Annotated in this window: 24 protein-coding genes and 1 pseudogene; 17 read left to right on the top strand and 8 right to left on the bottom strand. The window is 66.0% G+C overall.

Going from position 1 to position 26,899, the window contains the following annotated elements:
• Positions 1-40: 40 nt before the first annotated feature.
• From C167_RS0121710 to C167_RS0121690, 5 genes are all read right to left on the bottom strand, one after another.
• Complete coding sequence (locus C167_RS0121710) at positions 41-1,849, bottom strand: hypothetical protein (RefSeq protein ID WP_017520408.1); 1,809 nt, start codon at positions 1,847-1,849, stop codon at positions 41-43.
• A gap of 128 nt (positions 1,850-1,977) precedes the next feature.
• Positions 1,978-2,955, bottom strand: a complete 978-nt coding sequence (locus C167_RS32855) for an HPP family protein (protein ID WP_037006303.1) — start codon at positions 2,953-2,955, stop codon at positions 1,978-1,980.
• Positions 2,956-3,031: 76 nt separating this feature from the next.
• The gene (asd, locus tag C167_RS0121700) at positions 3,032-3,901 is read right to left on the bottom strand and encodes an archaetidylserine decarboxylase (RefSeq protein WP_017520406.1); all 870 of its coding nucleotides are present in this window, start codon (positions 3,899-3,901) and stop codon (positions 3,032-3,034) included.
• A gap of 3 nt (positions 3,902-3,904) precedes the next feature.
• Positions 3,905-4,717 (bottom strand): thiosulfate sulfurtransferase, encoded by an 813-nt coding sequence (gene rhdA, locus C167_RS0121695; protein ID WP_017520405.1) that lies wholly within the window; start codon positions 4,715-4,717, stop codon positions 3,905-3,907.
• 114 nt (positions 4,718-4,831) lie between these two features.
• Positions 4,832-6,343 carry an HDOD domain-containing protein gene (locus tag C167_RS0121690; protein ID WP_416774222.1) on the bottom strand — a complete coding sequence of 504 codons (1,512 nt, stop codon included), beginning with the start codon at positions 6,341-6,343 and terminating at the stop codon, positions 4,832-4,834.
• A 133-nt stretch (positions 6,344-6,476) separates the two neighbouring features.
• Between C167_RS0121690 and motA the strand changes: the two genes are divergently transcribed.
• Together motA and motB are read left to right on the top strand one after the other, a co-directional pair.
• Positions 6,477-7,328: a flagellar motor stator protein MotA gene (gene motA / locus C167_RS0121685; RefSeq protein WP_017520403.1), complete on the top strand. Its 852-nt coding sequence runs from the start codon at positions 6,477-6,479 to the stop codon at positions 7,326-7,328.
• A gap of 15 nt (positions 7,329-7,343) precedes the next feature.
• Positions 7,344-8,402: a flagellar motor protein MotB gene (gene motB / locus C167_RS0121680; RefSeq protein WP_017520402.1), complete on the top strand. Its 1,059-nt coding sequence runs from the start codon at positions 7,344-7,346 to the stop codon at positions 8,400-8,402.
• Positions 8,403-8,439: 37 nt separating this feature from the next.
• Here the strand turns inward: motB and rsgA are convergent, their stop codons facing one another.
• Positions 8,440-9,471 (bottom strand): small ribosomal subunit biogenesis GTPase RsgA, encoded by a 1,032-nt coding sequence (rsgA, locus tag C167_RS0121675; RefSeq protein ID WP_017520401.1) that lies wholly within the window; start codon positions 9,469-9,471, stop codon positions 8,440-8,442.
• An 89-nt stretch (positions 9,472-9,560) separates the two neighbouring features.
• Here rsgA and orn point away from each other — a divergent pair, with 89 nt between their 5' ends.
• Positions 9,561-10,103 (top strand): oligoribonuclease, encoded by a 543-nt coding sequence (orn, locus tag C167_RS0121670; protein WP_017520400.1) that lies wholly within the window; start codon positions 9,561-9,563, stop codon positions 10,101-10,103.
• A 103-nt stretch (positions 10,104-10,206) separates the two neighbouring features.
• On the opposite strand, the gene queG is transcribed toward orn, so the two are convergent.
• Positions 10,207-11,268, bottom strand: coding sequence for a tRNA epoxyqueuosine(34) reductase QueG (queG, locus tag C167_RS0121665; protein ID WP_051167987.1), 1,062 nt, complete (start codon positions 11,266-11,268; stop codon positions 10,207-10,209).
• A 104-nt stretch (positions 11,269-11,372) separates the two neighbouring features.
• Between queG and C167_RS0121660 the strand changes: the two genes are divergently transcribed.
• The 14 genes and pseudogenes from C167_RS0121660 to C167_RS35505 all read left to right on the top strand — a co-directional run bounded on the left by C167_RS0121660 (position 11,373) and on the right by C167_RS35505 (position 26,690).
• The gene (locus tag C167_RS0121660) at positions 11,373-12,869 is read left to right on the top strand and encodes a bifunctional ADP-dependent NAD(P)H-hydrate dehydratase/NAD(P)H-hydrate epimerase (protein WP_017520398.1); all 1,497 of its coding nucleotides are present in this window, start codon (positions 11,373-11,375) and stop codon (positions 12,867-12,869) included.
• Positions 12,857-13,324, top strand: a complete 468-nt coding sequence (tsaE, locus tag C167_RS0121655; protein WP_017520397.1) for a tRNA (adenosine(37)-N6)-threonylcarbamoyltransferase complex ATPase subunit type 1 TsaE — start codon at positions 12,857-12,859, stop codon at positions 13,322-13,324. Before C167_RS0121660 ends, tsaE begins: the two co-directional genes overlap by 13 nt.
• Before the next feature lie 7 nt (positions 13,325-13,331).
• On the top strand, positions 13,332-14,762 hold the full coding sequence (gene amiB, locus C167_RS0121650; RefSeq protein WP_081596704.1) for an N-acetylmuramoyl-L-alanine amidase AmiB: 1,431 nt from the start codon (positions 13,332-13,334) through the stop codon (positions 14,760-14,762).
• Positions 14,759-16,666 carry a DNA mismatch repair endonuclease MutL gene (gene mutL / locus C167_RS0121645; protein ID WP_017520395.1) on the top strand — a complete coding sequence of 636 codons (1,908 nt, stop codon included), beginning with the start codon at positions 14,759-14,761 and terminating at the stop codon, positions 16,664-16,666. The genes amiB and mutL overlap by 4 nt, the downstream gene beginning before the upstream one ends.
• 78 nt (positions 16,667-16,744) lie before the next feature.
• Entirely contained in the window at positions 16,745-17,707 is a 963-nt protein-coding gene (gene miaA, locus C167_RS0121640; RefSeq protein ID WP_037006300.1) for a tRNA (adenosine(37)-N6)-dimethylallyltransferase MiaA, read from the top strand.
• A gap of 106 nt (positions 17,708-17,813) precedes the next feature.
• Entirely contained in the window at positions 17,814-18,062 is a 249-nt protein-coding gene (gene hfq / locus C167_RS0121635) for an RNA chaperone Hfq (protein WP_017520393.1), read from the top strand.
• Between the two features lie 12 nt (positions 18,063-18,074).
• Positions 18,075-19,376: a ribosome rescue GTPase HflX gene (gene hflX, locus C167_RS0121630; RefSeq protein ID WP_017520392.1), complete on the top strand. Its 1,302-nt coding sequence runs from the start codon at positions 18,075-18,077 to the stop codon at positions 19,374-19,376.
• Between the two features lie 95 nt (positions 19,377-19,471).
• Positions 19,472-20,641: an FtsH protease activity modulator HflK gene (hflK, locus tag C167_RS0121625; RefSeq protein WP_017520391.1), complete on the top strand. Its 1,170-nt coding sequence runs from the start codon at positions 19,472-19,474 to the stop codon at positions 20,639-20,641.
• A complete protein-coding gene (hflC, locus tag C167_RS0121620) occupies positions 20,641-21,510 on the top strand; it encodes a protease modulator HflC (protein WP_017520390.1) in 870 nt (289 codons plus the stop codon). Before hflK ends, hflC begins: the two co-directional genes overlap by 1 nt.
• Positions 21,511-21,850: 340 nt before the next feature.
• Complete coding sequence (locus C167_RS0121615) at positions 21,851-22,036, top strand: DUF2065 domain-containing protein (RefSeq protein WP_017520389.1); 186 nt, start codon at positions 21,851-21,853, stop codon at positions 22,034-22,036.
• Between the two features lie 33 nt (positions 22,037-22,069).
• Positions 22,070-23,248: an ATP phosphoribosyltransferase regulatory subunit gene (locus C167_RS0121610; RefSeq protein ID WP_017520388.1), complete on the top strand. Its 1,179-nt coding sequence runs from the start codon at positions 22,070-22,072 to the stop codon at positions 23,246-23,248.
• 66 nt (positions 23,249-23,314) lie between these two features.
• On the top strand, positions 23,315-24,610 hold the full coding sequence (locus tag C167_RS0121605; protein ID WP_017520387.1) for an adenylosuccinate synthase: 1,296 nt from the start codon (positions 23,315-23,317) through the stop codon (positions 24,608-24,610).
• Between the two features lie 145 nt (positions 24,611-24,755).
• Positions 24,756-25,832: pseudogene (locus C167_RS35510) on the top strand (HAMP domain-containing protein); the annotation flags it as partial.
• Complete coding sequence (locus C167_RS35505) at positions 25,806-26,690, top strand: methyl-accepting chemotaxis protein (RefSeq protein WP_416774253.1); 885 nt, start codon at positions 25,806-25,808, stop codon at positions 26,688-26,690. The pseudogene C167_RS35510 and the gene C167_RS35505, both read left to right, overlap by 27 nt.
• Here the strand turns inward: C167_RS35505 and C167_RS35205 are convergent.
• On the bottom strand, positions 26,654-26,899 hold a 246-nt coding region (locus tag C167_RS35205; protein WP_235154349.1), incomplete at its 5' end, for a hypothetical protein. The two genes, C167_RS35505 and C167_RS35205, sit on opposite strands and share 37 nt — an antisense overlap.

Here is a 26,899-nt window from a genome sequence, read left to right as displayed (position 1 = left end):
GACGGCAGCAAAGAGGCGACGAAAGGGAATCCTACGGAATCTACAGAGACTTCCATAGGGAGTCAAAGTCTTCCTCCCCACTATTGGGACGAGCGTTCGACCCTGTGATGGGCTTATCGCTCGGAAGGCCAGCCGCGTCCTGCGCCTGGTATTCGAACTGAGTGAAGCTGGCAGTGGCGGTGACCTTGCGGGTCAGGGTGGCGCGGCGCTCGTCGCCGTTCAGGTTGAGCTGCACGCGGTTGCCTTCCTGGAAGGGCAGGCGCGGGGTGATGACGGTGGCCGGGCGCGAGATCGCGGCGATCTCCGGCAGCAGCAGGGCGCGCAGATACTGGCTGCCCTGTTCGGTCTTGCGCAGCAGTTGCAGGCCGCAAGGCTGGGCCAGCGGAGCGACGAGCTCGATGCCCATCTGCGTGCCACCGCCACGGACCTGGCGGATCCAGCGCACCACGGCGACGCTCCAGCTGTGCTCCGGCGTGTCCTGGATGCCCAGCAGTTCGCCGGCCTGCAACTGGCTCGGGATTTCCTTCGGCCAGGTCAGGCAGTAGCCGCCGGGGCTGTGGTTGACGATGGCAAGGGTGTGGACGGGGTAGTCGTCACGCGTGCTTTCCGCGGTGAGGCTGCCGCCGCGGTCGTCGGCGTTGCGCGGTGCGGTGTATTCGATCTCTTCCAGCGGCATGCCGGGCTGCCAGTCGTTGACCTTCTGCGCGTCGAAAGCGCCGGACCAGGCGTCCTTCACTTCCGCCTTGAAGGTCGGTATCTGCTCCTGAACCTGGATTTTCAGCAGCTCGTTGAAGCTTTTGCGGCCGGCAAGGAAATAGTGCAGGGCGCTCATGCCGATGCACAGGGTCAGTTGACCCTGGCCGGGAGTGCGGTGGAATGTGCGTTCGGCGATGTCGCCCCAGGCGGCCGCGAGGTGCTGCAGCAGGTCGATGCTGATGCCCTCGGGCACCTTCAGGCGCGCCTGCGCACGATTCTCCGACGGCAGCAGCAGGTACTCGCGGATGAGGTCCACCAGTGGTTGCGGGTCGATGCCCAGGCCGCCGGCGAGATCGCTTTCCTTGAACAGGGTGCGGTAGCGTGGCGGGCCATCGACCTGGGGCACGACCACGAACAGCGTGGAGGCTGCATCGGCGGCCTGGACTCTTACCTGAGTCGTCCAGCTCTCGAGAGCTTCGGCAACGCGGGCGATGTTGTTCTGGCGCATCTGGTTGCAGCGTGCAGAGCCGAGCATCAGCGCCACCAGGTAGGCGTGCTCGATGGACAGCCCTTGGGACTGGCGCGCCAGGGCGTCACGCACCGGGGTGTGCTGCAGGCCGTGCTGGCGGGCCAGTTGGTAGAGCTGGTGGAGCTCCAGCCACAGGTGCTCGGGCACCGGGCAATACAGCTGCGAGGCGCGCACCAGCGGGCCGCAGAGACTGCGAATGGCGCGCTGGATGGCGGCGGTCATGACCTGGGCGCGCTCGCGGGTGAAGCGCGAAGCTTCACGTACGACGATGAGCTTGTAGCCGATGGCCAGATGGTTCTGCAGCGCCTGGCAGAGATTGGCGACCTTGCGCGGGCGCTCGTCCAGGACAATGGACTGGTTGAGGAAATGCCGCTCCAGGTTATGGCAGACGAAGTGGACTTCCGGGCGGAACAGCTCCAGCAATTGCAGACGCGTTTCGACCGGCAGCTTGAGCTGGTTGAGTTCGATCAGGCCTTGGTAGAGCTGGCGGGCAGTCTCCCCGAGGTTGGCCTTGGGCAGGTGATCCAGCCAGTTTTTCAGCTCGCGCGTGTTGGCGTTGCAGAAGCTCAGGCTCTCGTGCGTCGGGGTGGGGACACGTAGAAACTGCTGGGGACTGTTGTCCATGGCGGGAATGGTTTCTCCACAATCCGCTTCGTTGTACGAACCGGTTGGTCATGACTGTCGGCTTTTTCCGAACTCTAGCAGCATCCGTGGCCTGCCGCAGCCCATCGCCCGACTGGTGCGCGGACAGGTCACGGCAGCGGCGTTTCGCCTTTTATCTGGCGTTGCAGAGCGTCGCGCGACGAATCCTGGGCGGTGACGCGGACCCACCCGTCTCCCTGGGGCATCACCGCATGCGCGGCCCAGTCGAGCAGGTCCTGGCGCCGGCAGACGCCGGTGTTGCCCTTGCCGGCGCCGGCGACCACCTTGTAGACCACCTGGTCCTGGCGGCTGCGCTTGTCCGGGTGGTCGTCGATCACCTGGCGCACGGCCCAGGCATCCCCGCTCAGGGCGTTGCTGTAGCTGGCGCCGAGCAGGATGTCGTCGGGCGTCAGGCGCTGCGCCTGGGCGTGCTCCTGGGCCAGCTGGAGAATCTTCAGCAGGTCGTCGAACTGCACGTCGATGTACGAATCCATCTTGCGCAGCGCGTGGTACAGGTCCTCCGGCGCGGGCCCTGCCGGCAGCTGCGGCGTGGCGGGCAGGCGCGCCAGCGGCGCGGGATAGCGGCGCCAGGCGAACAGGCCGTTGAAGGCCACCGCGACGGCAAGGATCAGTACCACATTGAGCAGCACCGGGCTGAGCACGTAGTGGAACCCCAGGGCGCTGATCGCCGGGCCCCCGGACACCGCCGCCAGTGCGGTGGCGCCGCCGGGTGGGTGGATGCAGCGGGCGTAATGCATGACCAGGATTGCCGTCGCCACCGCGAGTGCGGGAGTGAAGCTCTGGTCAGGGAAGAGTTTCTGGCAGATCACCCCGACCAGGGCCGAGAGTACCTGGCCGCCGAGTACGGCCCAGGGCTGCGACAGTACGCCGTGGGGCACGGCGAACAGCAGCACGGCGCTGGCGCCCATGGAAGCGACGACCCAGATGGCCGCTTCGCCGGGCAGGACCCAGTGGGTGACGGCATAGATGGCGGCAATGCCGCACAGCGCTCCGATCGCGGAGAGCCATTTTTCAAGATGGCTGGTGGCGTTGGCGCGCCAACCCATCAGGTGCAGAAAGCGTTTCATGGCAGGAAATTGGCACGATGAGGCGAAAAGCAGTGGCGGGCGACTCGTTGGCCGCCCGCCTTATGGAGAGCGGGCCTTAGCCCTGGCGCGCACCACCCAGGCGCTCGCCCATGCGTACGGCGCTGGTGGCGGCGAGGTTTTCCGCCCAGCGGACCTGCTCGGGGCCGAACAGCACGATGGCGGTGGAGCCCAGCTTGAAGCGGCCCAGTTCGGCGCCTTTCTCCAGATGGATCGGCGCGCGGGAAGCTTCGTCGTAGGAGAAGGACTTCAGCTCACGCTTGGGCGGCGTGACCAGGCCGGCCCACACGGTTTCGATGGAGGCGACGATCATCGCGCCCACCAGCACCACGGCCATCGGCCCGCGCTCGGTGTCGAAGATGCACACCACGCGCTCGTTGCGGGCGAACAGCTCCGGCACCTGCTCGGCGGTCAGCTGGTTCACCGAGAACAGGCGACCCGGCACGTAGACCATCTCGCGCAGGGTGCCGGCCAGCGGCATGTGCACGCGGTGGTAGTCCTTGGGCGACAGGTAGACGGTGGCGAATTCGCCGCCCATGAAGGGCGCGGCGCGCTCGGCGTCGCCGCCCAGCAGTTCCATCAGGCTGTAGCTGTGGCCCTTGGCCTGGAACACACGGCCATGTTCGATCGGGCCGAGCTGGCTGATGGCGCCGTCGGCGGGGCAGAGCACTGCGCCTTCGCTTTCGTCCAGCGGACGCGCACCTTCCTTGAGAGCGCGGGTGAAGAAGGCGTTGAAGTGCTCGTAGGCACTCAGGTCCTCGACCTGGGCTTCGCGCATATCGACCTGGTAGCGGCGGGCGAACCAGGGAATCAGGCGGTCCTTGAACCAGGGCGCGCGGCACTCGGCAGCGCAGCCGATCAGGCGCGACAGCAGGTGATGCGGCAGCAGGTACTGGGCGAGGATGAACAGACGATCTTTGAACGACATTCCTTAAACCTCTACGGGGGTGTCGGGATGGTTGCCCCATTCCGACCAGGAACCGGCATAGCCCTTGACCCGCGGATAACCGAGGGCCTTGGCCACCAGGTAGGTGAAGCCGGAGCGATGGTGGGTCTGGCAGTGGGTGATCACTTCCTTGTCCTTGGTGATGCCCAGGTCCAGGAGGATCTGCGGCATATCGGTACGGATGCGCAGGGCGCGGGCCGGGTCCATGCCGGCGGTCCATTCGAAATTGACGGCGCCGGGTACATGGCCGGCCTTGGCGGCGAGGACTTTCTGGCCGCTGTACTCGCTGGGGTTGCGGGCGTCCCAGACGGCCAGGTCGGCGGCGCCCAGCCGGCTCTGCAGGTACTCGCGGGTGGCGGTGGGTTCGTCGTGCAGGGTCAGCGGCAGCGGGCCGCCGGCAGGCGCAGGGACGTCCTGGCTCAGTGGCAGTCCGTCAGCGAGCCAGGCATGCAGGCCGCCGTCGACGTAGTGATAGTTGTGGTGGCCAATCACGTCCAGCAGCCAGATGAAGCGACCGGCCCAGCCACCGCCTTCGTCGTCATAGACCACGTAGACGGCATTGGGGTTATGGCCCAGCTCGCCGAACAGCGTTTCCAGATCGGCCTTGGCTGGCAGCAGGCCCGGCGCCGGGCCGCCCAGTTGAGTGCGCGCAGGCGCGACGAAGCGGGCGCCGGGGATGTGGCCTTCGGCATACCGTGCGGCGCTGGTCAGGTCGACCAGGATCAGTTCGGGGGCTTCGAGGCGGCTGGCGAGGTCAGCCGGTTCGATCACCAGGGGTAGGGCGGAGAAGGCGGACATGTCGGAGTCTCCCGGCGGGAACGGTGGCGGAGGCAACGTGAGCAGGCGCCCTGGGCTACCCCTTGAGGGCGGTTAGTTTAAAGGGGACGCGGCGGGGCGCAAACCTTTCGCCAATCAGGCGCCTCGCGCCATGTGCCTCACCGCGTGCTCGATGCACTGAGCGGTCCGGCCGAACGCTTGGGCGTGAAGGTCCGCCAATGGCTGGCCGTTGCGGTCGCAAACCACCAGCATGACCACCCGCGCGCCATTGCCCAGCGAACGCAGCAGCAGGTGTTCGCTGGGGATCAGAGCTTTCAGCGAACCGGGAAGCAATGCCGAAAACTCGGCGATGTTGGCCGGGCTCAGGCGCAGCTGACCGGGTTGTTGCAGGAGTTTTCGCAGCACCGGGCTGGCGGCGACTTCCAGCTTGAAGTCGCCGATCTCGCCGTCCAGGCCGAAGTGCCGGCGAGCTTGCAGCCAACTGCCACTTTTGTCGGCCAGCAGGATCATCCCGCGCTGCAGGCCGCAGGCCAGCAGCGCGTCGGTGGCGCAGTCGAGCAACTGCACGGCGTTGCCAAACGGGCTGGGCGACTGCATCAGGCGCGTGCAGTGCTGGCGCCATTCGGCCAAGGTGTCCGGCGCCGTGGCCGGTTCCTCGGTTTTCGGCCCATTGAGCCAGCGGCGCGCCGCCCAGGGCCAGAGCAACGCCTCGGCCGGGTGCCAGAGCAGCGGCCGCGCGTGGCGGCGAGCGCTTTGTGCGGCAAGACCGTGGACGGTCTGCTGCAATTCTTCCAGCGGCATTTGCAGGTAAAGGCTGGTCAGGCGTTGCCAGCGCAGCATGTGCACGCCGCCCCAGGACTGGTGCGCGGCCATGGCGAGGCTGTTGGCGAGGAGGATGGTGTTAGCCGGACGGGTCAGCCAGCGCTGCAGTTCGGGGTCGGCATCCAGGCGCTGCTGCTGGCCCAGCGGATCGTGCTCGGTATGGGCGACGTGCAGGGCGCGCACCAGCAGGCGTTTGTCGTCGCTGAGCAGGGCGTAGCCCTGGCCGACCCAGTCCGGCAGCCGCCAGCTCTCGGCCAGTGCGCGGCACAGCGGCAGCAGGCGGGTGCCGAGCAACTCTTCCTCCACTTCGCTGCTGCAGCGGCCCAGGCCATAGACCTGGCGCTGCCAGTTCTCCAGCAGCTCGGGTTTGGCGGTGGCCAGCGCCCACAGCGGCGCGAGGGTGAACAGGCTGCCCCAGTGGATTTCCTGCCACAGCCGCGCCAGGCGGTTGGCGAACAGGCCGCTGGCCTGCTGCATGGCGTGACGGCTGATCAGCAGTAACTGGTTCAGTGCGCGCGGCATCTGTGCCTCGGGTACCGCCGGCAGGCTGTCGAGCAATTGGCTGGCGCGGCTCAGGCCCAGGCGGTTGAGCGCGACTTCCAGGCTTTCCGCCGGATTGTCCCTGGCGCTCGCCGCGCGGTTGGCCTCGCGCAGGATGGCGAAAGCCAGTGTCGGCGCGTCCTGCAGCAGGTCGGCAATGTCCCGTATCGAGCGGCGGCTGTCGTTCAGCGCCCGGCGAATGTGATCGCGCTGCTCCAGGGGAACGGGCAAAGGCAGAGATTCCAGCTGGTCTAGCCAGGCCTTGAGACGCTCTGGATGAAGCATTTGCTTTGACATGCGTGAGGCGCCGAACTGGTTTTTAGTGTTTTCGGCCTATAGTCTTGCCCGAAATCTCCGATAACAACAGGGAGGCGGGAATAGTGCCTCTCTTTCTGTTCACCGTTTCAGTCCGGTCCCCATGGCAAAAATCATCGGCATCATCGTCATTCTGGGCAGCGTCCTCGGCGGCTACATGCTCTCCGGCGGCAAGATCGCGGCCATCATCCAGCCGTTCGAAGTGCTGATCATCGGCGGCGCGGCACTGGGTGCCTTCCTCCAGGCCAACCCTGGCAGCACCTTCATGACCGTGCTGAAGAAGGCGCCGAAGATGTTCGGCAACCGCTTCACCCACACGTTCTACCTGGAAGTGCTGGGCATGCTCTACGAGGTGCTCAACAAGAGCCGCCGCGAAGGCATGATGGCCATCGAAGCCGACGTCGAGGATCCGGCCGCCAGCCCGATCTTCAGCAAGTACCCGGCGGTGCTCAAGGACGAACGCATGACCGCCTACGTCTGCGACTACCTGCGCATCATGTCCTCCGGCAACATGGCGCCCCACGAGCTGGAAGGCCTGTTCGACATGGAGTTGGGCAGTCTCAAGGAAGACCTGGAGCACCCGGCCCACGCCGTGACCCGTGTCGCCGACGCCCTGCCGGGCTTCGGTATCGTCGCCGCGGTACTGGGCATCGTGATCACCATGGCCCTGCTCGGCCAGGGCAGCCAGGCCGAGATCGGCCACCACGTCGCCGCGGCGCTGGTGGGCACCTTCCTCGGTATTCTCGCCGCCTACGGCTTCGTCGGCCCGCTGTCCAACGCCCTGGAGCACGACGCCAAGGAAGAGCTGAACCTGTACGAATCGATCAAGGCCTGCCTGGTGGCTTCTGCTTCCGGCATGCCGCCTTCGCTGGCCGTGGAGTTCGGCCGCAAGGTGCTGCTGCCGGCGCACCGCCCCAGCTTCAGCGAGCTGGAGCAGGCCGTTCGCGGTCGCTGACGGGGCGTCTGACGCATGGATAACAACCAGCCGATCATCGTCAAGCGCGTCAAGCGCTACGCGGCCGGCCACCATGGCGGTGGTTGGAAGATCGCCTTCGCCGACTTCGCCACCGCCATGATGGCGTTCTTCCTCGTGCTCTGGCTGCTGTCCTCGGCCACGCCGGAGCAGAAGAAGGCCATCTCCGGCTACTTCCAGGACCCGATCGGTTTCACCGAGAGCGCCAGCCCCTATGTCATCGACCTGGGCGGCACGCCGACGCCGGCGCCGGACAAGACGCTGAACCCGCAGATCCAGGCCCAGCCGGACGCCGACGAGACGCGCATCAACCCCGACGAGAACGCCAAGGTTACCGAGCAACAGGCGCAGGACGTTGCCGAGCAGGTGGAAAAGGAGCGCCTGGAGCTGCTGTTGCAGGAGCTGCAGAACAAGGTCGACGAGAACCCGACTCTCAAGCGCTTCAAGGACCAGATCCTGTTCGAGATCACCCAGGACGGCCTGCGCATCCAGATCGTCGACTCGGACAACCGGCCGATGTTCGACCTGGGCAGCGCGCGCCTGCAGCCGTACTTCGAGGATATCCTGCTGGCGCTGGCCGAGACCATCAGGCAGGTGCCGAACAAGATCAGCATCAGCGGCCACACCGACGCCAAGCCTTACGCCGGCAACGGCGAGTTTGGCAACTGGGAGCTCTCGGCCAATCGCGCCAACGCTGCGCGCCGGGCGCTGGAGGCAGGTGGTTACCCCGAAGACCAGATCGCCCGCGTGGTGGGCTACGCCTCCTCCGCGCTGTTCGACCGCGACCAGCCGCTGAATCCGGTGAACCGCCGCATCGACATCATCGTGCTGACCAAGAAGGCCCAGCGTGCCATCGAGGGGCAGGACGGCGGTGGCGACAAGCCTGCCGAGGGCGCAGCGCCGGTTGCTCCGGGAGGCTCAGCGCCAGCGGAGGCTCCGTCCCGGCCGGCGGCCGGCCAGGGCGACCCGTTGCCGCCGGACCAGCTCAAGCAGAAGCTGAACCTGTTCGACGATGGCGGCACGTTGAAGCTCGACGAGTTGAACAAACAGCAGTGAGAAACCAGAAGGCCAGCTGAACAGCTGGCCTTCTGGTTTAGTACTCGTCTTGGGGCAGGCTGGCGAGGATGTGCCGGTAGCTGGCCATGCGCTGCGGTGAAATCCGTCCCTCTTCCAACGCCTTGAGCAGTGCGCAGCCGGGCTCGCGGTCGTGCTTGCAGTCGCGGAAGCGGCAGTGGCCGAGCAGGTCGTGGAACTCGATGAAGCCGGCCTCTACGTCGTCGCGGCTGACGTGGCCCAGGCCGAATTCGCGGATGCCGGGTGAGTCGATCAAATCGCCACCGGCGGGAAAGTGGAACAGCCGCGCGGTGGTGGTGGTGTGGGTGCCCTTGCCGGTGACTTCCGACAGGTCGCCCACGCGGGTGTCGACGCCCGGCAGCAACGCATTCACCAGCGATGACTTGCCCACGCCGGACTGGCCGACGAACACGCTGACGTGCTCGTTCAGCGCGGCGCGCAGGGCGTCCAGCGCCAGGCCATTGGCGGCCGAGACCTCCAGCAAGGGGTAGCCCAACTCGCGGTAGGTGCCCAGCAGCGAGTCGAGGAAGGGCGCATTGTCCTCATCGATCAGGTCGGCCTTGTTCAGCAGCAGCAGCGGCTTGATGCCGGCGTGCTCGGCCGCCACCAGGTAGCGGTCGATCAGGTTGGCGTGGGGTTCGGGGCGTGGTGCGAAGACGATGACGATGCGGTCGACGTTCGCCGCCACCGGCTTGAGTACGCCGCGCATATCCGGGCGACGCAGTTCGGAGGTGCGTGGCAGCTGCGCGACGATCACGCCGATGCCCTGGTTGCCCGGCCGCCAGACCACCTGGTCGCCAGTCACCAGCGGTGGCAGGTTGGCGCGCAGGTGGCAGCGGAACACCTGGCCGGCGGCGTCGCCGTCCTGGGCCTCGACTTCCACCTGCACACCGAAGTGGGCAATCACCTGGCCGGTCTGTTCCGGGCCGAGGTCGCCGCCTTCCAGTTCTTCCAGGGCACGTGACTCGCGCTTCGCCGCGCGGGCGGCGCGTTCCTCCTGGACTTTTTCGATCCGCCAGCTCTGCCGGCGGGTGAGGTGACGCTTGGCCATAGGGTATCCACAAGGAAAATCGCGCCGCAGTTTAGCATGCGCTCGCCCGCTTCCCGCTAAACTAGAGGGCTGAGCTGAGGAGCCCCATCATGCAGAACCCACAGAACCTGATCTGGATCGACCTGGAGATGACCGGGCTCGACCCGGACAAGGACGTCATCATCGAGATGGCGACCATCGTCACCGACAGTGACCTGAACATCCTCGAGGAAGGCCCGGTGATCGCCGTGCACCAGAGCGAGGAGCTGCTCGCCGGCATGGATGAGTGGAACACCCGCCAGCACGGCCAGTCCGGCCTGACCCAGCGCGTACGTGAGAGCGCCATCTCGGCTGCCGAAGCCGAGGCGATGACCATCGCCTTCCTGGAAAAGTGGGTGCCCAAGCGCAGCTCGCCGATCTGCGGCAACAGCATCTGCCAGGACCGCCGCTTCCTCTACCGCCACATGCCGAAGCTGGAAGGCTACTTCCACTACCGCAACCTTGACGTCTCCACCCTCAAGGAACTGGCCGCGCGTTGGGCGCCGGCGGTGCGTGACGGCTTCAAGAAGGGCAACACCCACCTCGCGCTGGACGACATCCGCGAGTCCATCGCCGAGCTGCGCTACTACCGCGAGCATTTCATCAAGGTATAAGCGGAGCGATTCTGCTCTATGTAGGAGCGAGCCTGCTCGCGAACAAGCCCCGCAATGGGATTCAGGTTCGCGAGCAGGCTCGCTCCTACGAAACGCCATCGCGTCAAACGTTGTGCCGTGCCAGCGCCCAGGTCACATGTTCGCGCACCAGTTCCGACGGGAACTCCCGCCGCGCGCGCAGCGCCTCGAGCACCGGGATGGTCGACGGTGCATTGCCCAGCCCCACGGCCAGGTTGCGCAGCCAGCGCTCGTAACCCGCGCGCCGCAGCGGCGAGCCCTCGGTGCGGCTGAGGAATTCCTCCTCCGTCCACAGGAACAGCTCCGCCAATGCGGCATTGTCCAGGCTGTGGCGCGGCTGGAAGTCGCCCTGGTCGGTGGCGCGGGCGAAGCGGTTCCAAGGGCAGACCATCTGGCAATCGTCGCAACCGAACACGCGATTGCCGATCAGCGGGCGCAGCTCCTCGGGAATCGAGCCCTTCAGCTCGATGGTCAGGTAGGAAATGCAGCGCCGCGCGTCCAGCACATAGGGCGCGACGAAAGCCGCAGTAGGGCAGATGTCCATGCAGGCCGAGCAGCGCCCGCAATGCTCTGTGCCGTGCGGAGCGTCCACCGGCAGCGGGAGGTCGGTGAACAGCTCGCCGAGGAAGAAGTAGCTGCCGGCCTTGCGGTTGAGCACCAGGGTGTTCTTGCCGATCCAGCCCAGGCCCGATTGCTCGGCGATGGCCTTTTCCAGCACCGGCGCGCTGTCGACGAAGGCGCGGAAACTGAACGGCCCGATCCGCTGCTGGATGCGCTCGGCCAGCTGCTGCAGGCGCTTGCGGATCAGCTTGTGATAGTCGCGGCCCAGGGCGTAGCGCGAGATATAGGCCTTCTGCGGATCAGCCAGCACCTGCGCCATGCGCGTGTCGCCGGGCAGGTAGTCCATGCGCAGCGACACCACCCGCAGGGTGCCGGGCACCAGTTCGTCCGGCCGCCAGCGCTTGCTGCCGTGGGCGCCCATGTAGTCCATCTCGCCGTGGTAGCCCGCTTCCAGCCAGCGCTGCAGATGCTCGCCGTGGGCCTCGAGGTCGAGCCCGCTGATGCCGACCTGCTGGAAGCCGAGTTCACGCCCCCACTCCTTGATGGAGAGGGCGAGGTCGGCATAGTCGAGTGTCGAATCGTGCATGGAAGGCGAGAAAGCGAAGTCCGGGTGGGTATAATTCTGCCAGACCTTGCCGGCGTCGGCCCGTCCGAACGCCAAGGCGACACATTCTGCCGCCCGGAACCGCGATGACTGCCCACGACGATTTGCCTCTGAATCTGTACAGCGCCCAGCAGGTGCGCGACCTCGACGCGCGCCTGATCGCCGCCGGTACGCCCGGCTTCGAACTGATGCGCCGCGCCGCCCACGCCGCCTGGCGCGCGCTGCGCCGGCAATGGCCGGGTGCCGGCGAGATCACCGTGCTGGCCGGCCACGGCAACAACGCCGGCGACGGCTACCTGATCGCCGCCCTGGCCCTGCGCGCCGGCTGGAGCGTGCGTGTGCTGGCGGTGGGCGATGCTTCCCGCCTGTCCGGTGATGCCGCCGCGGCCCATGGCGAAGCGCGTTCGGTCGGTGTGGATATCGAGGCCTGGAGCGACCGCGCCGAGCTGCGCGGTGTGCTGGTGGACGCGTTGCTGGGCACCGGCCTGGGTGGCGAGGTGCGCGAGCCTTACGCCTCGGCTATCGCTGCGATCAACTCCAGCGGCCTGCCGGTGCTGGCCGTGGACATTCCCTCCGGCCTGAGTGCCGACACGGGACAAGTGTTGGGCTGTGCGGTGAATGCCGACCTGACCGTGACCTTCATCGGCCTCAAGTTCGGCCTGTTCACCGCTCAAGGCCCCGATCAATGCGGCGAGCTGGTGTTCGACGGACTCGATGCCGATCCTGCGCTGATTTCTGCGGATGGCGTGGCGCGCCGTCTCGCTCCGGCTTCGCTGGCTGCTCTGGCCGCGCGTCCGAAGGCCGCACACAAAGGCCAGTTCGGTCATGCACTGGTGATCGGTGGCGAAACCGGCATGGGCGGCGCCGTGCTGCTGGCCGGCGAGAGTGCGCTGCGCTGCGGCGCCGGGCTGGTGTCCCTGGCAACCCGTGCCGCCCACGTGCCCGCTGCACTGGCCCGCCGGCCCGAGCTTATGGCCCGCGGCGTTTCCTCTTCCGCCGAGCTGCTTCGCCTCGCCGAGCGCGCCGATGTGCTGGTGGTCGGCCCCGGTGTCGGTCGCGAAGCCTGGGGGCGCGTACTGGTCAGCGCCGCCGCGAGCCTGGAACGCCGGCAGGTGTGGGACGCCGACGCGCTCAACCTGCTGGCTGAAGGTCTGGTCGCTCGTCCGTCCGGTGACTGGGTGATCACGCCCCATCCGGCCGAAGCTGCGCGCCTGCTGGGTATTCCCACCGCCGAGGTCCAGGCTGACCGGCCAAAAGCCGCGCACGCGCTGGCGCAGCGCTATCAGGCAGTGGTCGTGCTCAAGGGTGTCGGCAGCCTGGTCGCCTCACCGGATGGCCGGTTGGCGCTGTGCAACCACGGGCATCCCGCCATGGCCGGCGCGGGGCTGGGGGATGTGCTGTCCGGCATCCTCGGTGCGCTGCTGGCGCAGGGGCTGCCTGCTTTCGATGCCGCCTGCCTAGCCGTCTGGCTGCATGCGCGCGCCGGCGAGTCGCTAGGCGCAGAGGGTCGCGGTCTGGCTGCCGCCGATCTGATTCCTGCCGTTCGTCAGTTGCTCGAGGAGTTGTCCCCATGCCTGAACTGAATCTGTTCGCCGATGGCGAAGAGGCCATGGTCGATCTCGGCCGCCGGATTGCCGAGGTGACCGGGGGGCGCGGGATCCTCTACTTGCATGGCGACCTGGGAGCGGGCAAGACCACGCTGTCGCGCGGCATCCTGAGGGGATTGGGTCATGGCGGATCGGTAAAAAGTCCAACCTTTACCCTGGTCGAACCCTACGAAATCGGCGATCTGCGCGCCTTCCACTTCGACCTCTACCGCCTTGCCGACCCCGAGGAGCTGGAGTTCCTGGGTATTCGCGACTACTTCGAAGGCGATGCGTTGTGCCTGATCGAGTGGGCGGAGCGCGGCAAAGGCATTTTGCCAAAGGCCGACATGGACATTACCATTGTTCCGCATGCGGGCGGACGCATGCTGCGCCTCGACCCGCACGGAACACGGGGCGAAGCCTGGTGTGCCGCCCTGGCCACGGGAGCATAGAAAAAAGATGGGTTGGGGGTTGCGCCTTCGGGCGTTGTTTATCGGGGTGTCCGTTCTGCTGGCATTCTTTGTCGGCGAGGTGTCTGCCGCCACGCAAATCAAGAGCGTGCGCATCTGGCGCGCGCCGGACAACACACGCCTGGTGTTCGATCTGTCCGGTCCCGTGCAGCACAGTCTGTTCACCCTGAGTGCGCCCAACCGCATCGTCGTCGACATCAACGGCGCGCAGATGTCCGCTGCCCTCGACAAGCTCAAGCTCGGCAATACCCCGATTACCGCGATGCGCTCCGCCCAGCGCTCGCCCACCGACCTGCGCCTGGTGCTGGACCTGAAGAACGCGGTCACGCCCAAGAGCTTCGTGCTGCCGCCAAACCAGCAGTATGGCAATCGCCTGGTCGTCGATCTCTATGACCAGGGCGCCGATATCGCTCCGGACGTCCCTGCGACCCCGACGCCCAGCGTGCCCGCCACGCCGGTCAGCCCCGCGCAGTCGGTGGCCAAGATTCCCGCACCCAGCAGCGGCGGCAAGCGCGACATCGTGATTGCCATCGATGCCGGTCACGGCGGCGAAGACCCCGGCGCCCTCGGCCCGAACGGCCTGCACGAGAAGAACATCACCCTCTCGATCGCCCGCGAGCTGCAGCGACAGATCAACCAGATGAAGGGCTTCCGCGCCGAACTGACGCGCACCGGCGACTACTTCATCCCGCTGCGCAACCGCACCGTGATAGCCCGCAAGAAGGGCGCGGACCTGTTCGTCTCCATCCACGCCGACGCCGCGCCCAGCCGCAGCGCCTTCGGGGCCTCGGTGTTCGCCCTGTCCGACCGTGGCGCAACGTCCGAGACCGCGCGCTGGCTGGCTGACACGGAAAACCGCTCCGACCTCATCGGCGGCGACGGCGGCGTAAACCTCGACGACAAGGACAAGATGCTTGCCGGTGTGCTGCTCGACCTGTCGATGACCGCCACCATGTCTTCCAGCCTGGACGTCGGCCACAAGGTGCTGACCAGCGTCGGCCGTGTCACCCCGCTGCACAAGCGTCGCGTGGAGCAGGCCGGCTTCATGGTGCTGAAGTCCCCGGACATCCCGTCGATCCTGGTGGAAACCGGCTTCATCTCCAATCCGAACGAATCCGCCAAGCTGGCCAGTGGCTCACACCAGCAGGCGCTGGCGCGCTCCATCGCCAGCGGTGTGCGCCAGTATTTCGTACAGACTCCGCCGCCGGGCACCTACATTGCTTCGCTGCGTGACGGCGGCCAGCTGGCTTCCGGCCCGCGCGAATACGTCGTGCGCAGTGGCGACAGCCTGGCGATGGTTGCCAGCCGCTTCGACGTCAGCACCGCATCGATCCGCAGCGCCAATTCGCTCAAGAGCGACGAGCTGAAGATTGGCCAGGTGCTGAAGATTCCGGGCACCTCTCTGGCGTCGCAGCAATGAGTGAGGTGCGCCGAATCCAGCTGCTCACCCCGCGGCTGGCGAACCAGATCGCTGCCGGCGAAGTGGTCGAGCGGCCTGCGTCGGTTATCAAGGAACTGCTGGAAAACTGCCTGGACGCCGGCGCCAGGCGCATCGACGTCGAAGTCGAGCAGGGCGGCGTCAAGCTGCTGCGCGTGCGCGACGATGGCAGCGGAATTCCCGCCGACGACCTGCCGCTGGCCCTGGCGCGCCACGCCACCAGCAAGATCCGCGAACTGGAAGACCTCGAGCGGGTGATGAGCCTGGGCTTCCGTGGCGAAGCGCTGGCTTCGATCAGTTCCGTCTCGCGCCTGACCCTGACCTCGCGCACCGCCGACGCCGACCAGGCCTGGCAGGTGGAGGTCGAGGGCCGCGACATGGAGTCCACGGTGAAGCCGGCGGCCCATCCGGTGGGCACCAGCATCGAAGTGCGCGACCTGTTCTTCAATACTCCGGCGCGGCGCAAGTTCCTGCGTGCCGAGAAGACCGAATTCGATCACCTGCAGGAAGTCATCAAGCGGCTGGCCCTGGCGCGCTTCGACGTGGCGTTCCACCTGCGGCACAACGGCAAGACCATCCTCTCGCTGCACGAGGCCAAGGACGAAGCGTCCCGCGCGCGCCGCGTGGGTGCCGTGTGCAGCACCGGGTTCCTGGAGCAGGCGTTGCCCATCGAAGTGGAACGCAACGGTCTGCACCTGTGGGGTTGGGTCGGCCTGCCGACCTTCTCCCGCAGCCAGCCGGACTTGCAGTACTTCTATGTGAACGGCCGCATGGTGCGCGACAAGCTGGTCGCGCACGCCGTGCGCCAGGCCTACCGCGACGTGCTGTACAACGGTCGTCATCCGACCTTCGTGCTGTTCTTCGAAGTCGACCCTTCGGTGGTGGACGTCAACGTTCACCCGACCAAGCATGAAGTGCGTTTCCGCGACAGCCGCATGGTGCATGACTTCCTCTACGGCACCCTGCACCGGGCACTGGCGGAAGTGCGCCCGGACGACCAGCTGGCGCCGCCGGGAGCAACCACGCTGACCGTGCCGCGCCCCACCGGTGCGGAGGCCGGCGAGTTCGGCCCGCAGGGCGAGATGCGCCTGTCCGAGACGGTGCTCGAAGCCCCGGCCGCTGCGCGTGCCTGGCAGCCGAGCCCGGCTTCCGGCAGTTCCGGTGGCGGCGGTGGTGGTTACAGCTACCAGCAGACGCGCCCGGAGATCCCGCCGATCCAGGAAGCCCAGGGCGCCTACAGGGCCTACTTCGCTCCGCTGCCCGACCAGGCGCCGCAGGCGCTACCGGAAAGCAGCCAGGACGTACCGCCGCTGGGTTATGCCCTGGCGCAGCTCAAGGGCATCTACATCCTTTCCGAGAACGCCCACGGCCTCGTGCTGGTGGACATGCATGCCGCCCACGAGCGCATCATGTACGAGCGCCTGAAGACCGCCATGGCCAGCGAAGGCCTGCGCGGCCAGCCGCTGCTGGTGCCCGAGTCCATCGCGGTCAGCGAGCGCGAGGCGGACTGCGCCGAGGAACATGGCGCCTGGTTCTCCAGGCTTGGCTTCGAATTGCAGCGGCTCGGCCCGGAAACCCTGGCCATCCGGCAGATTCCCGCGTTGCTCAAGCAGGCGGAGGCCACCCAGCTGGTGCGCGACGTGCTCGCCGACCTGCTGGAATACGGCACCAGCGACCGCATCCAGGCGCACCTCAACGAGTTGCTCGGCACCATGGCCTGCCACGGCGCGGTGCGCGCCAATCGCCGCCTGACGCTGCCGGAGATGAACGGCCTGCTGCGCGACATGGAAGTGACCGAGCGCAGCGGCCAGTGCAACCACGGCCGGCCGACCTGGACCCAGCTGGGGCTCGACGAACTGGACAAGCTGTTCCTGCGGGGACGTTGATTTTCGTAAGCCTGCGTTCAGGAAAGTGCAGTAAACTGCACGCCAATCGATTCAGCAGTGCGCGATAACGAGCTTCCGATGTCCCTGCCTCCCGCAATATTCCTCATGGGTCCCACCGCTGCCGGCAAGACCGACCTGGCGTTGGAGTTGGCGCGCCTGCTGCCGGTGGAGTTGGTCAGCGTGGACTCGGCGCTGATCTATCGCGGCATGGATATCGGCACTGCCAAGCCGTCCCGCGAGGTGCTGGAGGAGTTTCCGCACCGCCTGATCGATATCCGCGACCCCAGCGAGGCCTATTCGGCAGCGGAATTCCGTACCGACGCCCTGGCGGCCATGGCCGAGATCACCGCGGCCGGGAAGATCCCGCTGCTGGTCGGCGGCACCATGTTGTATTTCAAGGCGTTGCTGGAAGGCCTGGCCGATATGCCCAGCGCCGACCCTGCCGTGCGCGCTGAGCTTGAAGCCTGGGCCGCCACCGAAGGCTGGAGCGTCCTGCACGAAGAGCTGGCCCGCGTCGACCCGGAGTCGGCCGCACGTATCCATCCCAACGACCCTCAGCGGCTTGTCCGTGCCCTCGAGGTCTACCGTGTGAGCGGTATGTCCATGACTGCACACCGACTACGCCAGGCGAGTGAAAACGCGGGTCTCGGCGCGCAAGGCGGTGGACAATTACCGTATACTGTGGCTCATCTGGCGATCGCGCCTCTGCAGCGCCAGGTGTTGCACGAGCGTATCGCGCAACGTTTTGATCAGATGCTGGAACAGGGCTTCATCGCCGAGGTCGAACGCCTTCGCGCAAGAAGTGACTTGCACGTAGGGCTGCCGTCCATAAGGGCGGTGGGTTACCGACAGGTATGGGAATACCTCGAGGGCAAACTGTCCTACGCTGAGATGGTGGAGCGCGGCGTCATCGCCACGCGGCAGCTGGCCAAGCGCCAGTTCACCTGGCTCCGCAGTTGGAGCGATCTACACTGGTTGGACAGTCAGGCAAGCGACAATTTGCCGCGTGCCTTGAAATACTTTGAGGCGGTCTCCATATAGGCTCGAGACCTTAATTCCGGCCGTCTATCCTTGGGGTTCAGGACGGCGTTAAGCCAAATTCGACTACTACTAAATCAGTTATTTACCCTTACAAGGAGTGCGGCATATGTCAAAAGGGCATTCGCTACAAGACCCTTACCTCAATACCCTGCGCAAAGAACGCGTTCCGGTTTCCATCTATCTCGTCAACGGCATCAAGCTGCAGGGCCAGATCGAATCCTTCGACCAGTTCGTCATCCTGCTGAAGAACACTGTCAGCCAGATGGTCTACAAGCATGCTATCTCCACCGTGGTTCCCAGCCGCCCCGTGCGCCTGCCCACCGGTGATCAACCGGCCGAGCCGGGTAACGTTTGACGGGAGTCCGCCTTGTTCTTTGAGCGCCCGGGTGGTGGGGAACGGGCCATTCTGGTCCATCTGGAAGGTCAGGACCCCGAGGCGCGCGAAGACCCGCAGGAATTCCAGGAGCTGGCCCGTTCGGCAGGCGCGGAAGCGGTTGCTTTCGTCAGCATTTCGCGCCATCAGCCCTCAGCCAAGTACCTGATCGGCAGCGGCAAGGTCGAAGAGTTGCACGACCTCGTCCACGCCGAGAAGGTCGAGCTGATCATCTTCAATCACACCCTTACGCCGAGCCAGGAGCGCAACCTCGAGCGAGCGCTCGAATGTCGCGTGCTCGATCGTACGGGGCTGATCCTCGATATTTTCGCCCAGCGTGCCCGTACCCACGAGGGCAAGCTGCAGGTGGAGCTCGCCCAGCTGGAGCACATGAGCACGCGTCTGGTGCGCGGCTGGACTCACCTTGAGCGCCAGAAAGGCGGTATCGGCCTGCGTGGCCCGGGTGAAACCCAGCTGGAAACCGACCGCCGCCTGCTGCGTGGGCGCATCCGCCAGATCAAGTCGCGCCTGGAGAAGGTCCGCAGCCAGCGCGAGCAGGCTCGTCGCGGTCGCCGCCGTGCGGAGATTCCGGCGGTGTCCCTGGTGGGCTACACCAACGCCGGCAAGTCCACGCTGTTCAATGCGCTGACCACTTCCGAGGTCTATGCGGCTGACCAGCTGTTCGCCACCCTCGACCCGACCCTGCGCCGCCTGGAGCTGGATGACGTCGGGCCGATCGTGCTGGCCGACACCGTAGGCTTCATTCGCCACCTGCCGCACAAGCTGGTGGAGGCGTTTCGAGCTACCTTGGAAGAGTCCAGCAACTCCGATCTGCTGCTGCATGTGATCGACTCCCACGAGCCGGATCGCGATGCGCAGATCGAACAGGTGCTGGCTGTCCTGAAGGAAATCGGCGCGAACGAGTTGCCGATGCTCGAGGTGTACAACAAGATCGACCTGCTGCCGGATATCCAGCCGATGATCCAGCGCGACGAGCTGGGCAGGCCGGTCCGTGTCTGGCTCTCGGCGCGGGAATCGCGTGGGTTGGAGTTGCTGGAGCAGGCGATTTCCGAGTTGCTGGGGGAGGACATGTTCGTGGGAACGCTCTGCCTGCCACAGCGCCTGGGACGACTGCGGGCTCAGTTCTTCGAGCTGGGTGCGGTACAGTCGGAGAATCACGACGACCAAGGGCGCGCCGTATTGCAGGTTCGCCTGCCGCGTGTCGAGTTGAACCGCATGGTGAGCCGCGAAGGCTGGCAGCCTGCGGAGTTCATTGCGCAACACACTTTGCAATAAAGCCCGGCACACTGTTTTTGGCAGGGTAAGGGGCATTCGGTAGCATAGGTGGGCGCGCCGTAGGCGCGTTTTCGCGTTATCAGATGGAGAGCGCTATGGCTTGGAATGAGCCGGGTGACAACTCGAACAAGAACGACCAGGACCCCTGGGGTGGACGCCGTGGTGGTGGTCGCCAGGGCCCGCCTGATCTGGATGAAGCGTTCCGCAAGCTGCAAGACAGCCTGAACGGAATTTTCGGAAAACCCAAGCGCGGCAGCGGCTCGGGCGGTGGCGGCAACGGTCGGGGCGGTAGCCTCGGTCTGTTCGGTATCGGCCTGGCGATCCTCGCCGTGCTGTGGCTGTACAACGCCATCTACGTAGTGGACGAGCAGGAGCAGGCGGTGATCCTGCGCTTCGGCCAGTACCACGACACCGTAGGCCCCGGCCTGAATATCTACTTCCCACCGATCGACAAGAAGTTCCAGGAGAACGTCACCCGCGAGCGCGCCTACAGCAAGCAGGGGCAGATGCTCACCGAGGACGAGAACATCGTCGAGGTTCCGTTGACCGTGCAGTACAAGGTCAGCAACCTGAAGGACTTCGTGCTCAACGTCGACCAGCCTGAAGTGAGCCTGCAGCACGCTACCGAAAGCGCCCTGCGCCACGTGGCTGGCTCCACCACCATGGACAAGATCCTCACCGAGGGCCGCGAACAGATGGCCACCGAGGTGCGTGATCGCCTGCAGCGTTTCCTCGATACCTACAAGACCGGTATCACGGTGACCCAGGTGAACATCCAGAGCGCCGCCGCGCCGCGTGAAGTGCAGGAAGCGTTTGACGACGTGATCCGTGCCCGCGAGGACGAGCAGCGCGAGAAGAACCAGGCCGAAGCCTACGCCAACGGCGTGGTACCTGAAGCCCGTGGCCAGGCGCAGCGCATCATTGAGGAAGCCAATGGCTACCGCGATGAAGTGGTCTCCCGCGCCCAGGGTGAGGCTGACCGCTTCGCCAAGCTGGCCAGCGAGTATCACAAGGCGCCGGAAGTCACCCGTCAGCGTCTGTATCTGGACACCATGCAGGATGTCCTGAGCCAGACCAGCAAGGTGCTGGTGACCGGCCAGCAGGGTCAGAACAATCTGATCTACCTGCCGCTGGACAAGATGATGGATGGCCGTGGTTCGGCAGCTCCGAGCGCCGCGCCGAGCGCGAGCAGCACGCCGGATATCGGTTCGCGGGTTGCCAACGACCTGCAGCAGCGTGACACGCGTACCCGGGAGAGCCGCTGATGAGTAACAAGTCCCTGATCGCCCTCATCGCGGGTGTGGTGGTTGCTGTTGCCGTCTGGAGCAGCGTCTACGTGGTGCAACAGACCGAACGCGCGGTACTGCTGCGCTTTGGTCGCGTGGTCGAGCCGGACGTGAAGCCCGGCCTGCACTTCAAGATTCCGTACGTCAACACGGTGCGCAAGTTCGACGGCCGCCTGCTGACCCTGGACTCGCCGACCCAGCGCTTCCTGACGCTGGAGAAGAAAGCAGTGATGGTCGACGCCTACGCCAAGTGGCGCGTCTCCGATGCCGAGCGCTTCTACACCGCGACTTCGGGCATGAAGCAGATCGCCGATGAGCGTCTGTCCCGTCGTCTGGAAGCCGGCCTGCGCGACCAGTTCGGCAAGCGCACCCTGCACGAAGTGGTGTCGGGTGAGCGTGATGCCCTGATGGGCGATATCACCGCTTCGCTGAACCGCATGGCGCAGAAAGAGCTGGGTATCGAGGTGGTCGACGTTCGCGTCAAGGCCATCGACCTGCCCAAGGAAGTGAACCGCAGCGTGTTCGAGCGCATGAGCACCGAGCGTGAGCGCGAAGCCCGTGAGCACCGGGCCAAGGGTCGCGAACTGGCCGAAGGTATCCGTGCCGATGCCGACCGTCAGCGTCGTGTACTGCTGGCCGAGGCCTATCGCGAGTCGGAAGAGACCCGCGGTGACGGCGACGCGAAGGCGGCGGCGATCTATGCCAAGGCCTACGCCGCCGATCCGGAGTTCTACGCCTTCACTCGTAGCCTCAAGGCCTATCGCGAAAGCTTTGCGGACAAGAAGGACGTGCTGGTGCTCGATCCGAGCAACGACTTCTTCCGCTACCTCGAAAAAGCTAAACCCTGAGGGTCCGTCGACGCTTCGTCGTGATCGCGCCGACCCCCGTGTAGCGAGTGTCCCGATGCCGAGTTGAGGTTCGGGCGCCGCGCTACACGGGGTTCGTCCCTTCGGGTTGCGCGGCACATCCCGCCATGCGTCGTTGCGGAACTAGGCAAGGGACGGCGATTACCGTCGTCCCGCGTCTAGCCTGGCGTGATGTGACCCAGCAACGCGATTCACGCCGAAACATCAACGGACCCTCGCATCTCTCCGGCGGGCGGCAGCGCCCGCCGGAGAAATCGTGTTATCATGGGGCAGCCGGGAAATCCCGGCTTTTTTGCGTCCGCGAGAATGATGTACGAGAGCCATGTGGCAGGAATTCGGCAAGGCGTTCTGTCTGTTGCTGGTGCTGGAAGGCCTCCTTCCATTCCTGTATCCGCGTGGCTGGCGAGACGCCGTGAGCGGGCTCGGGCGCCTTGGCGACCGCAGTCTGAGACTCATCGGGCTGGGCAGTATGCTGCTCGGCATCGTCCTTCTTTACTGCATTCATTGAAGTGCCGCCCGGCCTAAAAAGGAGAGAGGCGACATGGCAACGGTAGACCGCTGGCTGCTGCCAGATGGAATCGAAGAAGTGCTGCCACCGGAGGCGGCGCGCGTTGAAGCAGCCCGCCGTCAGGTGCTGGACCTGTTCCAGCGCTGGGGTTACGAGTTCGTCGTCACCCCGCATATCGAATACCTCGAATCCCTGCTGACCGGTGCTGGCCAGGATCTGGACCTGCGTACCTTCAAGGTCACCGATCCGGCGTCCGGCCGACTGATGGGCTTCCGTGCGGACATCACGCCGCAAGTGGCGCGCATGGATGCCCACAGCCTGCGTCGCGAAGGCCCGAACCGCCTGTGCTACGCCGGCAGCGTGCTGCATGCCCGCCCGCGTGCGCTGGCCACTTCGCGCAGCCCGATCCAGCTGGGCGCCGAGCTCTACGGCAACACCGGCTCCGCCGGGGACGTCGAAGTCATCAGCCTGCTGCTCGACATGCTCGAGATGGCCCAGGTGCCGGACGTGCACATGGACCTCGGCCACGTCGGCATCTACCGCGGCCTGGCCCAGGCTGCAGGCCTGTCCGGCGAGGTCGAACAACTGCTGTTCGACGCCCTGCAGCGCAAGGCCGTGGATGAGATCGCAGCGTTGACCGAGGGCCTGCCGAGCGAGCTCGCCGGCATGCTTCGCGCGCTCGCTGAACTGTGTGGTAGCCGCGAGGTGCTGGAGCTGGCGCGCGAAGTGCTCGCTGGCGCTCCGGCCAATGTCCAGGCGGCGCTGGCCGATCTGACAGCCATTGCCGACTCGCTGGCGGCGCGCTTCCCGCAGCTGCCGCTGTACTTCGACCTTGGCGAGCTGCGCGGCTATCACTATCACACGGGTGTGGTGTTTGCCGCGTTCGTGCCTGGGGTTGGCGAATCCATCGCCCAGGGCGGCCGTTACGACGACATCGGCGCAGATTTCGGCCGTGCGCGTCCGGCCACCGGTTTCTCGACCGACCTCAAGACCCTGGTCACTCTTGGTCGCGCCCAGCTCGACGAGCCGCGCACCGGAGTCTGGGCGCCGGCCGAAGGGGCTGGCTTGTGGCAGGCGGTGCAGCAGTTGCGCCGTCAGGGTCTGCGCGTGGTACAGGCGCTGCCCGGGCAGGATGCGGCTTCGGCTTCCGAAGCGGGCTGCGACCAGCAATTGCTGGTTCGCAATGGCAATTGGCAGGTGGCGCCGCTCTGAGGCGCGCCACTTCGAGTTTCCGCCGGCCGCGGCCGGCACCGAACATCCACGATGGGGACAAGTGTTATGGGTAAGAATGTCGTAGTCCTGGGCACCCAATGGGGTGATGAGGGCAAAGGCAAGATCGTCGACCTGCTGACCGACCAGGCTGCTGCCGTGGTGCGTTACCAGGGCGGCCACAACGCCGGTCATACCCTGGTAGTCGGCGGCGAGAAGACTGTTCTGCACCTGATTCCGTCGGGCATCCTGCGCGAAGGCGTGCAGTGCCTGATCGGCAACGGCGTGGTGCTGGCGCCCGACGCGCTGATGCGTGAAATCGCCAAGCTGGAAGAGAAGGGCGTACCGGTGCGCGAGCGCCTGCGCATCAGCCCGTCCTGCCCGCTGATCCTGTCGTTCCACGTGGCCCTGGACCAGGCGCGCGAGAAGGCCCGTGGCGACGCGAAGATCGGCACCACCGGTCGCGGCATCGGCCCGGCTTATGAAGACAAAGTGGCCCGTCGCGGCCTGCGCGTGGGCGACTTGTTCCACCGCGAGCGTTTCGCCGCCAAGCTGGGCGAGGTTCTGGACTACCACAACTTCGTCCTGCAGCACTATTACAAGGAGCCGGCCGTCGACTTCCAGAAGACCCTGGATGAGTGCATGGCCTATGCCGATGAGCTGCGTCCGCTGATGATCGACGTGACCTCGGCGCTGCACGACCTGCGTCGCGCCAACGAGAACATCATGTTCGAAGGCGCCCAGGGCTCGCTGCTGGATATCGACCACGGTACCTACCCGTTCGTCACCAGCTCCAACACCACCGCTGGCGGCACCGCTACCGGTTCGGGCTTCGGTCCGCTGTACCTGGACTACATCCTGGGTATCACCAAGGCCTACACCACCCGTGTCGGTTCCGGCCCGTTCCCGACCGAGCTGTTCGATGACGTCGGCGCGCGCCTGGCCAAGGTCGGTCACGAGTTCGGTGCCACCACCGGCCGTGCCCGCCGTTGCGGCTGGTTCGATGCCGTTATCCTGCGCCGCGCCATCGAGATCAACAGCCTGTCCGGCCTGTGCCTGACCAAGCTGGACGTCCTTGACGGCCTGGAAACCGTGCGTATCTGCACCGGTTACAAGAACGCCGCTGGCGAATTGCTGACCGACGCGCCGACCGACGCCGACAGCTACATCGGCCTGCAGCCGGTCTATGAGGACCTGCCGGGCTGGAGCGAATCCACCGTCGGCGTGCAGAGCCTGGAAGGCCTGCCGGCCAATGCGCGTGGTTACATCAAGCGCATCGAGGAGCTGGTTGGTGCGCCCATCGACATCATCTCGACCGGCCCGGACCGCGCCGAGACCATCGTCCTGCGCCATCCGTTCGGCTGATCCACAGCTGCACACTGCAACGGGCCGCTCTTGCGGCCCGTTGCCGTTTCCGGGGTTTGGCTTTGCGTAGCGGCACGCGCTTTGCTGGAGAAACGGATTGGCGCCTTTCGCGCCAGACATCCGTTACGTCCGGAGGAAATCCGCCGTGTCCGCCGTCCTGTCCCTATTACGCAGTCGCTTGCTGCGACCCGCTTTTATCGCCCTGGGCGTCGCGCTGCTGGTGCAGCTGGCGATTGCCCTCTGGCTTACCCGTAGCACTGTCGATGGCCTGGTCAGCGACCTGGGGACGCGCCTGGGTAACGAATCGCAACGCCTGGCCGCTGAGTTGGAGCAGGCGGGCAGGGAGGTCACCTCCGGGTTGAACGACCTCTCCGCGCGAACTCGCGAGCGCCTGGGTTCTGCGCTTTCAGCGCGCCTGGAGGAAGAGCAGGGCCAGCTCCGCGAGGGGCTGGAGCAGAGCTTGCGGCAGTCCGCCACGGAATTGGCGCAGCTGCTGGCGGCGGTGGCGCCCAAGGCCATGTGGGATAACGACGTGCCGCTGCTGTCGGACTATGCGCGGCGCGCCCAGGCCAACCCCAACGTGCTCTTCGTGGTCTACGACGATCCCCAGGGCCAGCACCTGACCCGTTACCTCAATCGCGAGGATGCGCGGGTCAAGGCGCTGCTGGAGAAGGGCAAGGGCGAGCGCGCGCTGGACAAGGTGCTCGAAGCGGCGAGTCACGACGGTTCGGTGTTCCTCGTCGAGGCGCCGATCAGCCCCAATGGGGTCGTCATCGGCACGGTGCGCCTGGGCGTTTCCACTGAGGCCATCGAGAAGCAGATCGCTGCGCTGGATCAGCGCTTTTCCGCCCTGGTCGCCAGTGGCGATCAACTGGTGGGCGACAGCCTTGCCGGGGCGGCGGCTGATAGCGCCAAGGCGCTCACCGCGCGTCTGCAATCCGCGAAGCAGGCTGCGGATGGCATGAGCCTGGGTGCGAAGGCTTCCATCGAAGATGCGGCGGGAACGCTGCGCTGGCGTATCGGCATGGGGCTGCTGCTGGTCGGTCTCGGTGTGCTGCTGTGGCTGGCGATCGTGCTGGGCCGTCGTGTGGTCAATCGTCTGCGCCTGCTGATCGATGCGCTGAATGACCTGGCGGCCGGGGAGGGTGACCTGACCCGGCGCGTCCGGCTGGACAGCCGTGATGAGCTGGGCGAGATGGCGACGGCGGTAAATCGTTTCGTCGACAAGCTCCAGCCCATCGTGCGGGAGGCGGGGCAGGTGGCGCAGCAGACCGGCAGCGAGATCGCCGCACTGGCCAGCCGCAGTGCCAGTGCCGAAGCGGCGGCGGACAGGCAGCGCAATGAGGTGGCGGGTAGCCTGGAGGCGCTCTCCGGCATGGCGGCAGAAGCTGAAATGGAGAGTCGCTCCATGCAGGCGGCTCTGGCGCGGGTCGGTGAGATCCGCAAGGCGGCGCAGGACAATGCGGCCATCGCTCGCAAGGTGGGTGGCCTGATCGAGGCCCTGGAGTCGCGCGTGCAGAACGGCGCCGGCGTGATCGAGCGCTTGGCACGGCAGAGCGAGCAGATCGAAGTGGTGCTCTCGGTGATTCATGGCATCGCCGAGCAGACCAACCTGCTGGCATTGAATGCGGCCATCGAAGCGGCGCGCGCTGGCGAGAGCGGGCGAGGGTTCGCCGTGGTGGCGGATGAGGTGCGCGCGTTGGCCAGCAAGACCCAGCAATCCACCGGTGATATCCAGTCGCACATCGGTGCGCTGCAGGAGGGTGCGCGCGAGGCGGTATCGGCCATTGGGCAGGCACGCGAGCAGGCGGTGCAGGGTTTGGCTGCGCTGCAGGACAGTGAGCGGCTGCAGCGCGAAGTGCAGAGTGCCGTCGAAGAGGTGCACGGCGCTATCGAAGCGGCGACCCATTCGGCGCAGCAGCAGGCGGCCGGCGCTGCGGCGGTGCGTGGGCGGGTCGAGGTGATCCATGCCGAGGCGAGCCGCGCGGCCGAAGCGGTGAGCGCGACCGCCAGCAGTGGGCGCGTGCTCGATGGCCTGGCGGGTCAGTTGCGCGCCAGTCTCGGGCAATTCAAGGCGTGAAGGTGCGCAAGGTTCTGCTTTTTTCGTAGGAGCGGACTCCGTCCGCGATTGATTGCCAGCAGCTCGGAGCCGGCCTGTTGCACATCGCGGACAAGGACCGCTCCTACGCCAGGTTTGGATTCCGGATAGCGGAAAGCCGAAAACAAAAAAGCCGAGCTATGCTCGGCTTTTTCGTTTGAAGATGGTGCCCAGGAGAAGACTCGAACTTC

It is taken from the genome of Pseudomonas nitroreducens TX1 (assembly GCF_000313755.1).
GTDB classification, from domain to species: Bacteria; Pseudomonadota; Gammaproteobacteria; order Pseudomonadales; family Pseudomonadaceae; genus Pseudomonas; species Pseudomonas nitroreducens_A.
The sequence above is the reverse complement of the archived record's forward strand: the minus strand, read 5'-3'. Positions and strand labels throughout refer to the sequence as shown.

Bases quoted from the DNA above. Each gene is read 5' to 3' on its own strand.
- C167_RS0121710 (WP_017520408.1), bottom strand. From the start codon at position 1,849: ATGGACAACAGTCCCCAGCAGTTTCTACGTGTCCCCACCCCGACGCAC.
- C167_RS32855 (WP_037006303.1), bottom strand. From the start codon at position 2,955: ATGAAACGCTTTCTGCACCTGATGGGTTGGCGCGCCAACGCCACCAGC.
- asd (WP_017520406.1), bottom strand. From the start codon at position 3,901: ATGTCGTTCAAAGATCGTCTGTTCATCCTCGCCCAGTACCTGCTGCCG.
- rhdA (WP_017520405.1), bottom strand. From the start codon at position 4,717: ATGTCCGCCTTCTCCGCCCTACCCCTGGTGATCGAACCGGCTGACCTC.
- C167_RS0121690 (WP_416774222.1), bottom strand. From the start codon at position 6,343: ATGCTTCATCCAGAGCGTCTCAAGGCCTGGCTAGACCAGCTGGAATCT.
- motA (WP_017520403.1), top strand. From the start codon at position 6,477: ATGGCAAAAATCATCGGCATCATCGTCATTCTGGGCAGCGTCCTCGGC.
- motB (WP_017520402.1), top strand. From the start codon at position 7,344: ATGGATAACAACCAGCCGATCATCGTCAAGCGCGTCAAGCGCTACGCG.
- rsgA (WP_017520401.1), bottom strand. From the start codon at position 9,471: ATGGCCAAGCGTCACCTCACCCGCCGGCAGAGCTGGCGGATCGAAAAA.
- orn (WP_017520400.1), top strand. From the start codon at position 9,561: ATGCAGAACCCACAGAACCTGATCTGGATCGACCTGGAGATGACCGGG.
- queG (WP_051167987.1), bottom strand. From the start codon at position 11,268: ATGCACGATTCGACACTCGACTATGCCGACCTCGCCCTCTCCATCAAG.
- C167_RS0121660 (WP_017520398.1), top strand. From the start codon at position 11,373: ATGACTGCCCACGACGATTTGCCTCTGAATCTGTACAGCGCCCAGCAG.
- tsaE (WP_017520397.1), top strand. From the start codon at position 12,857: ATGCCTGAACTGAATCTGTTCGCCGATGGCGAAGAGGCCATGGTCGAT.
- amiB (WP_081596704.1), top strand. From the start codon at position 13,332: ATGGGTTGGGGGTTGCGCCTTCGGGCGTTGTTTATCGGGGTGTCCGTT.
- mutL (WP_017520395.1), top strand. From the start codon at position 14,759: ATGAGTGAGGTGCGCCGAATCCAGCTGCTCACCCCGCGGCTGGCGAAC.
- miaA (WP_037006300.1), top strand. From the start codon at position 16,745: ATGTCCCTGCCTCCCGCAATATTCCTCATGGGTCCCACCGCTGCCGGC.
- hfq (WP_017520393.1), top strand. From the start codon at position 17,814: ATGTCAAAAGGGCATTCGCTACAAGACCCTTACCTCAATACCCTGCGC.
- hflK (WP_017520391.1), top strand. From the start codon at position 19,472: ATGGCTTGGAATGAGCCGGGTGACAACTCGAACAAGAACGACCAGGAC.
- hflC (WP_017520390.1), top strand. From the start codon at position 20,641: ATGAGTAACAAGTCCCTGATCGCCCTCATCGCGGGTGTGGTGGTTGCT.
- C167_RS0121615 (WP_017520389.1), top strand. From the start codon at position 21,851: ATGTGGCAGGAATTCGGCAAGGCGTTCTGTCTGTTGCTGGTGCTGGAA.
- C167_RS0121610 (WP_017520388.1), top strand. From the start codon at position 22,070: ATGGCAACGGTAGACCGCTGGCTGCTGCCAGATGGAATCGAAGAAGTG.
- C167_RS0121605 (WP_017520387.1), top strand. From the start codon at position 23,315: ATGGGTAAGAATGTCGTAGTCCTGGGCACCCAATGGGGTGATGAGGGC.
- C167_RS35505 (WP_416774253.1), top strand. From the start codon at position 25,806: ATGGCGACGGCGGTAAATCGTTTCGTCGACAAGCTCCAGCCCATCGTG.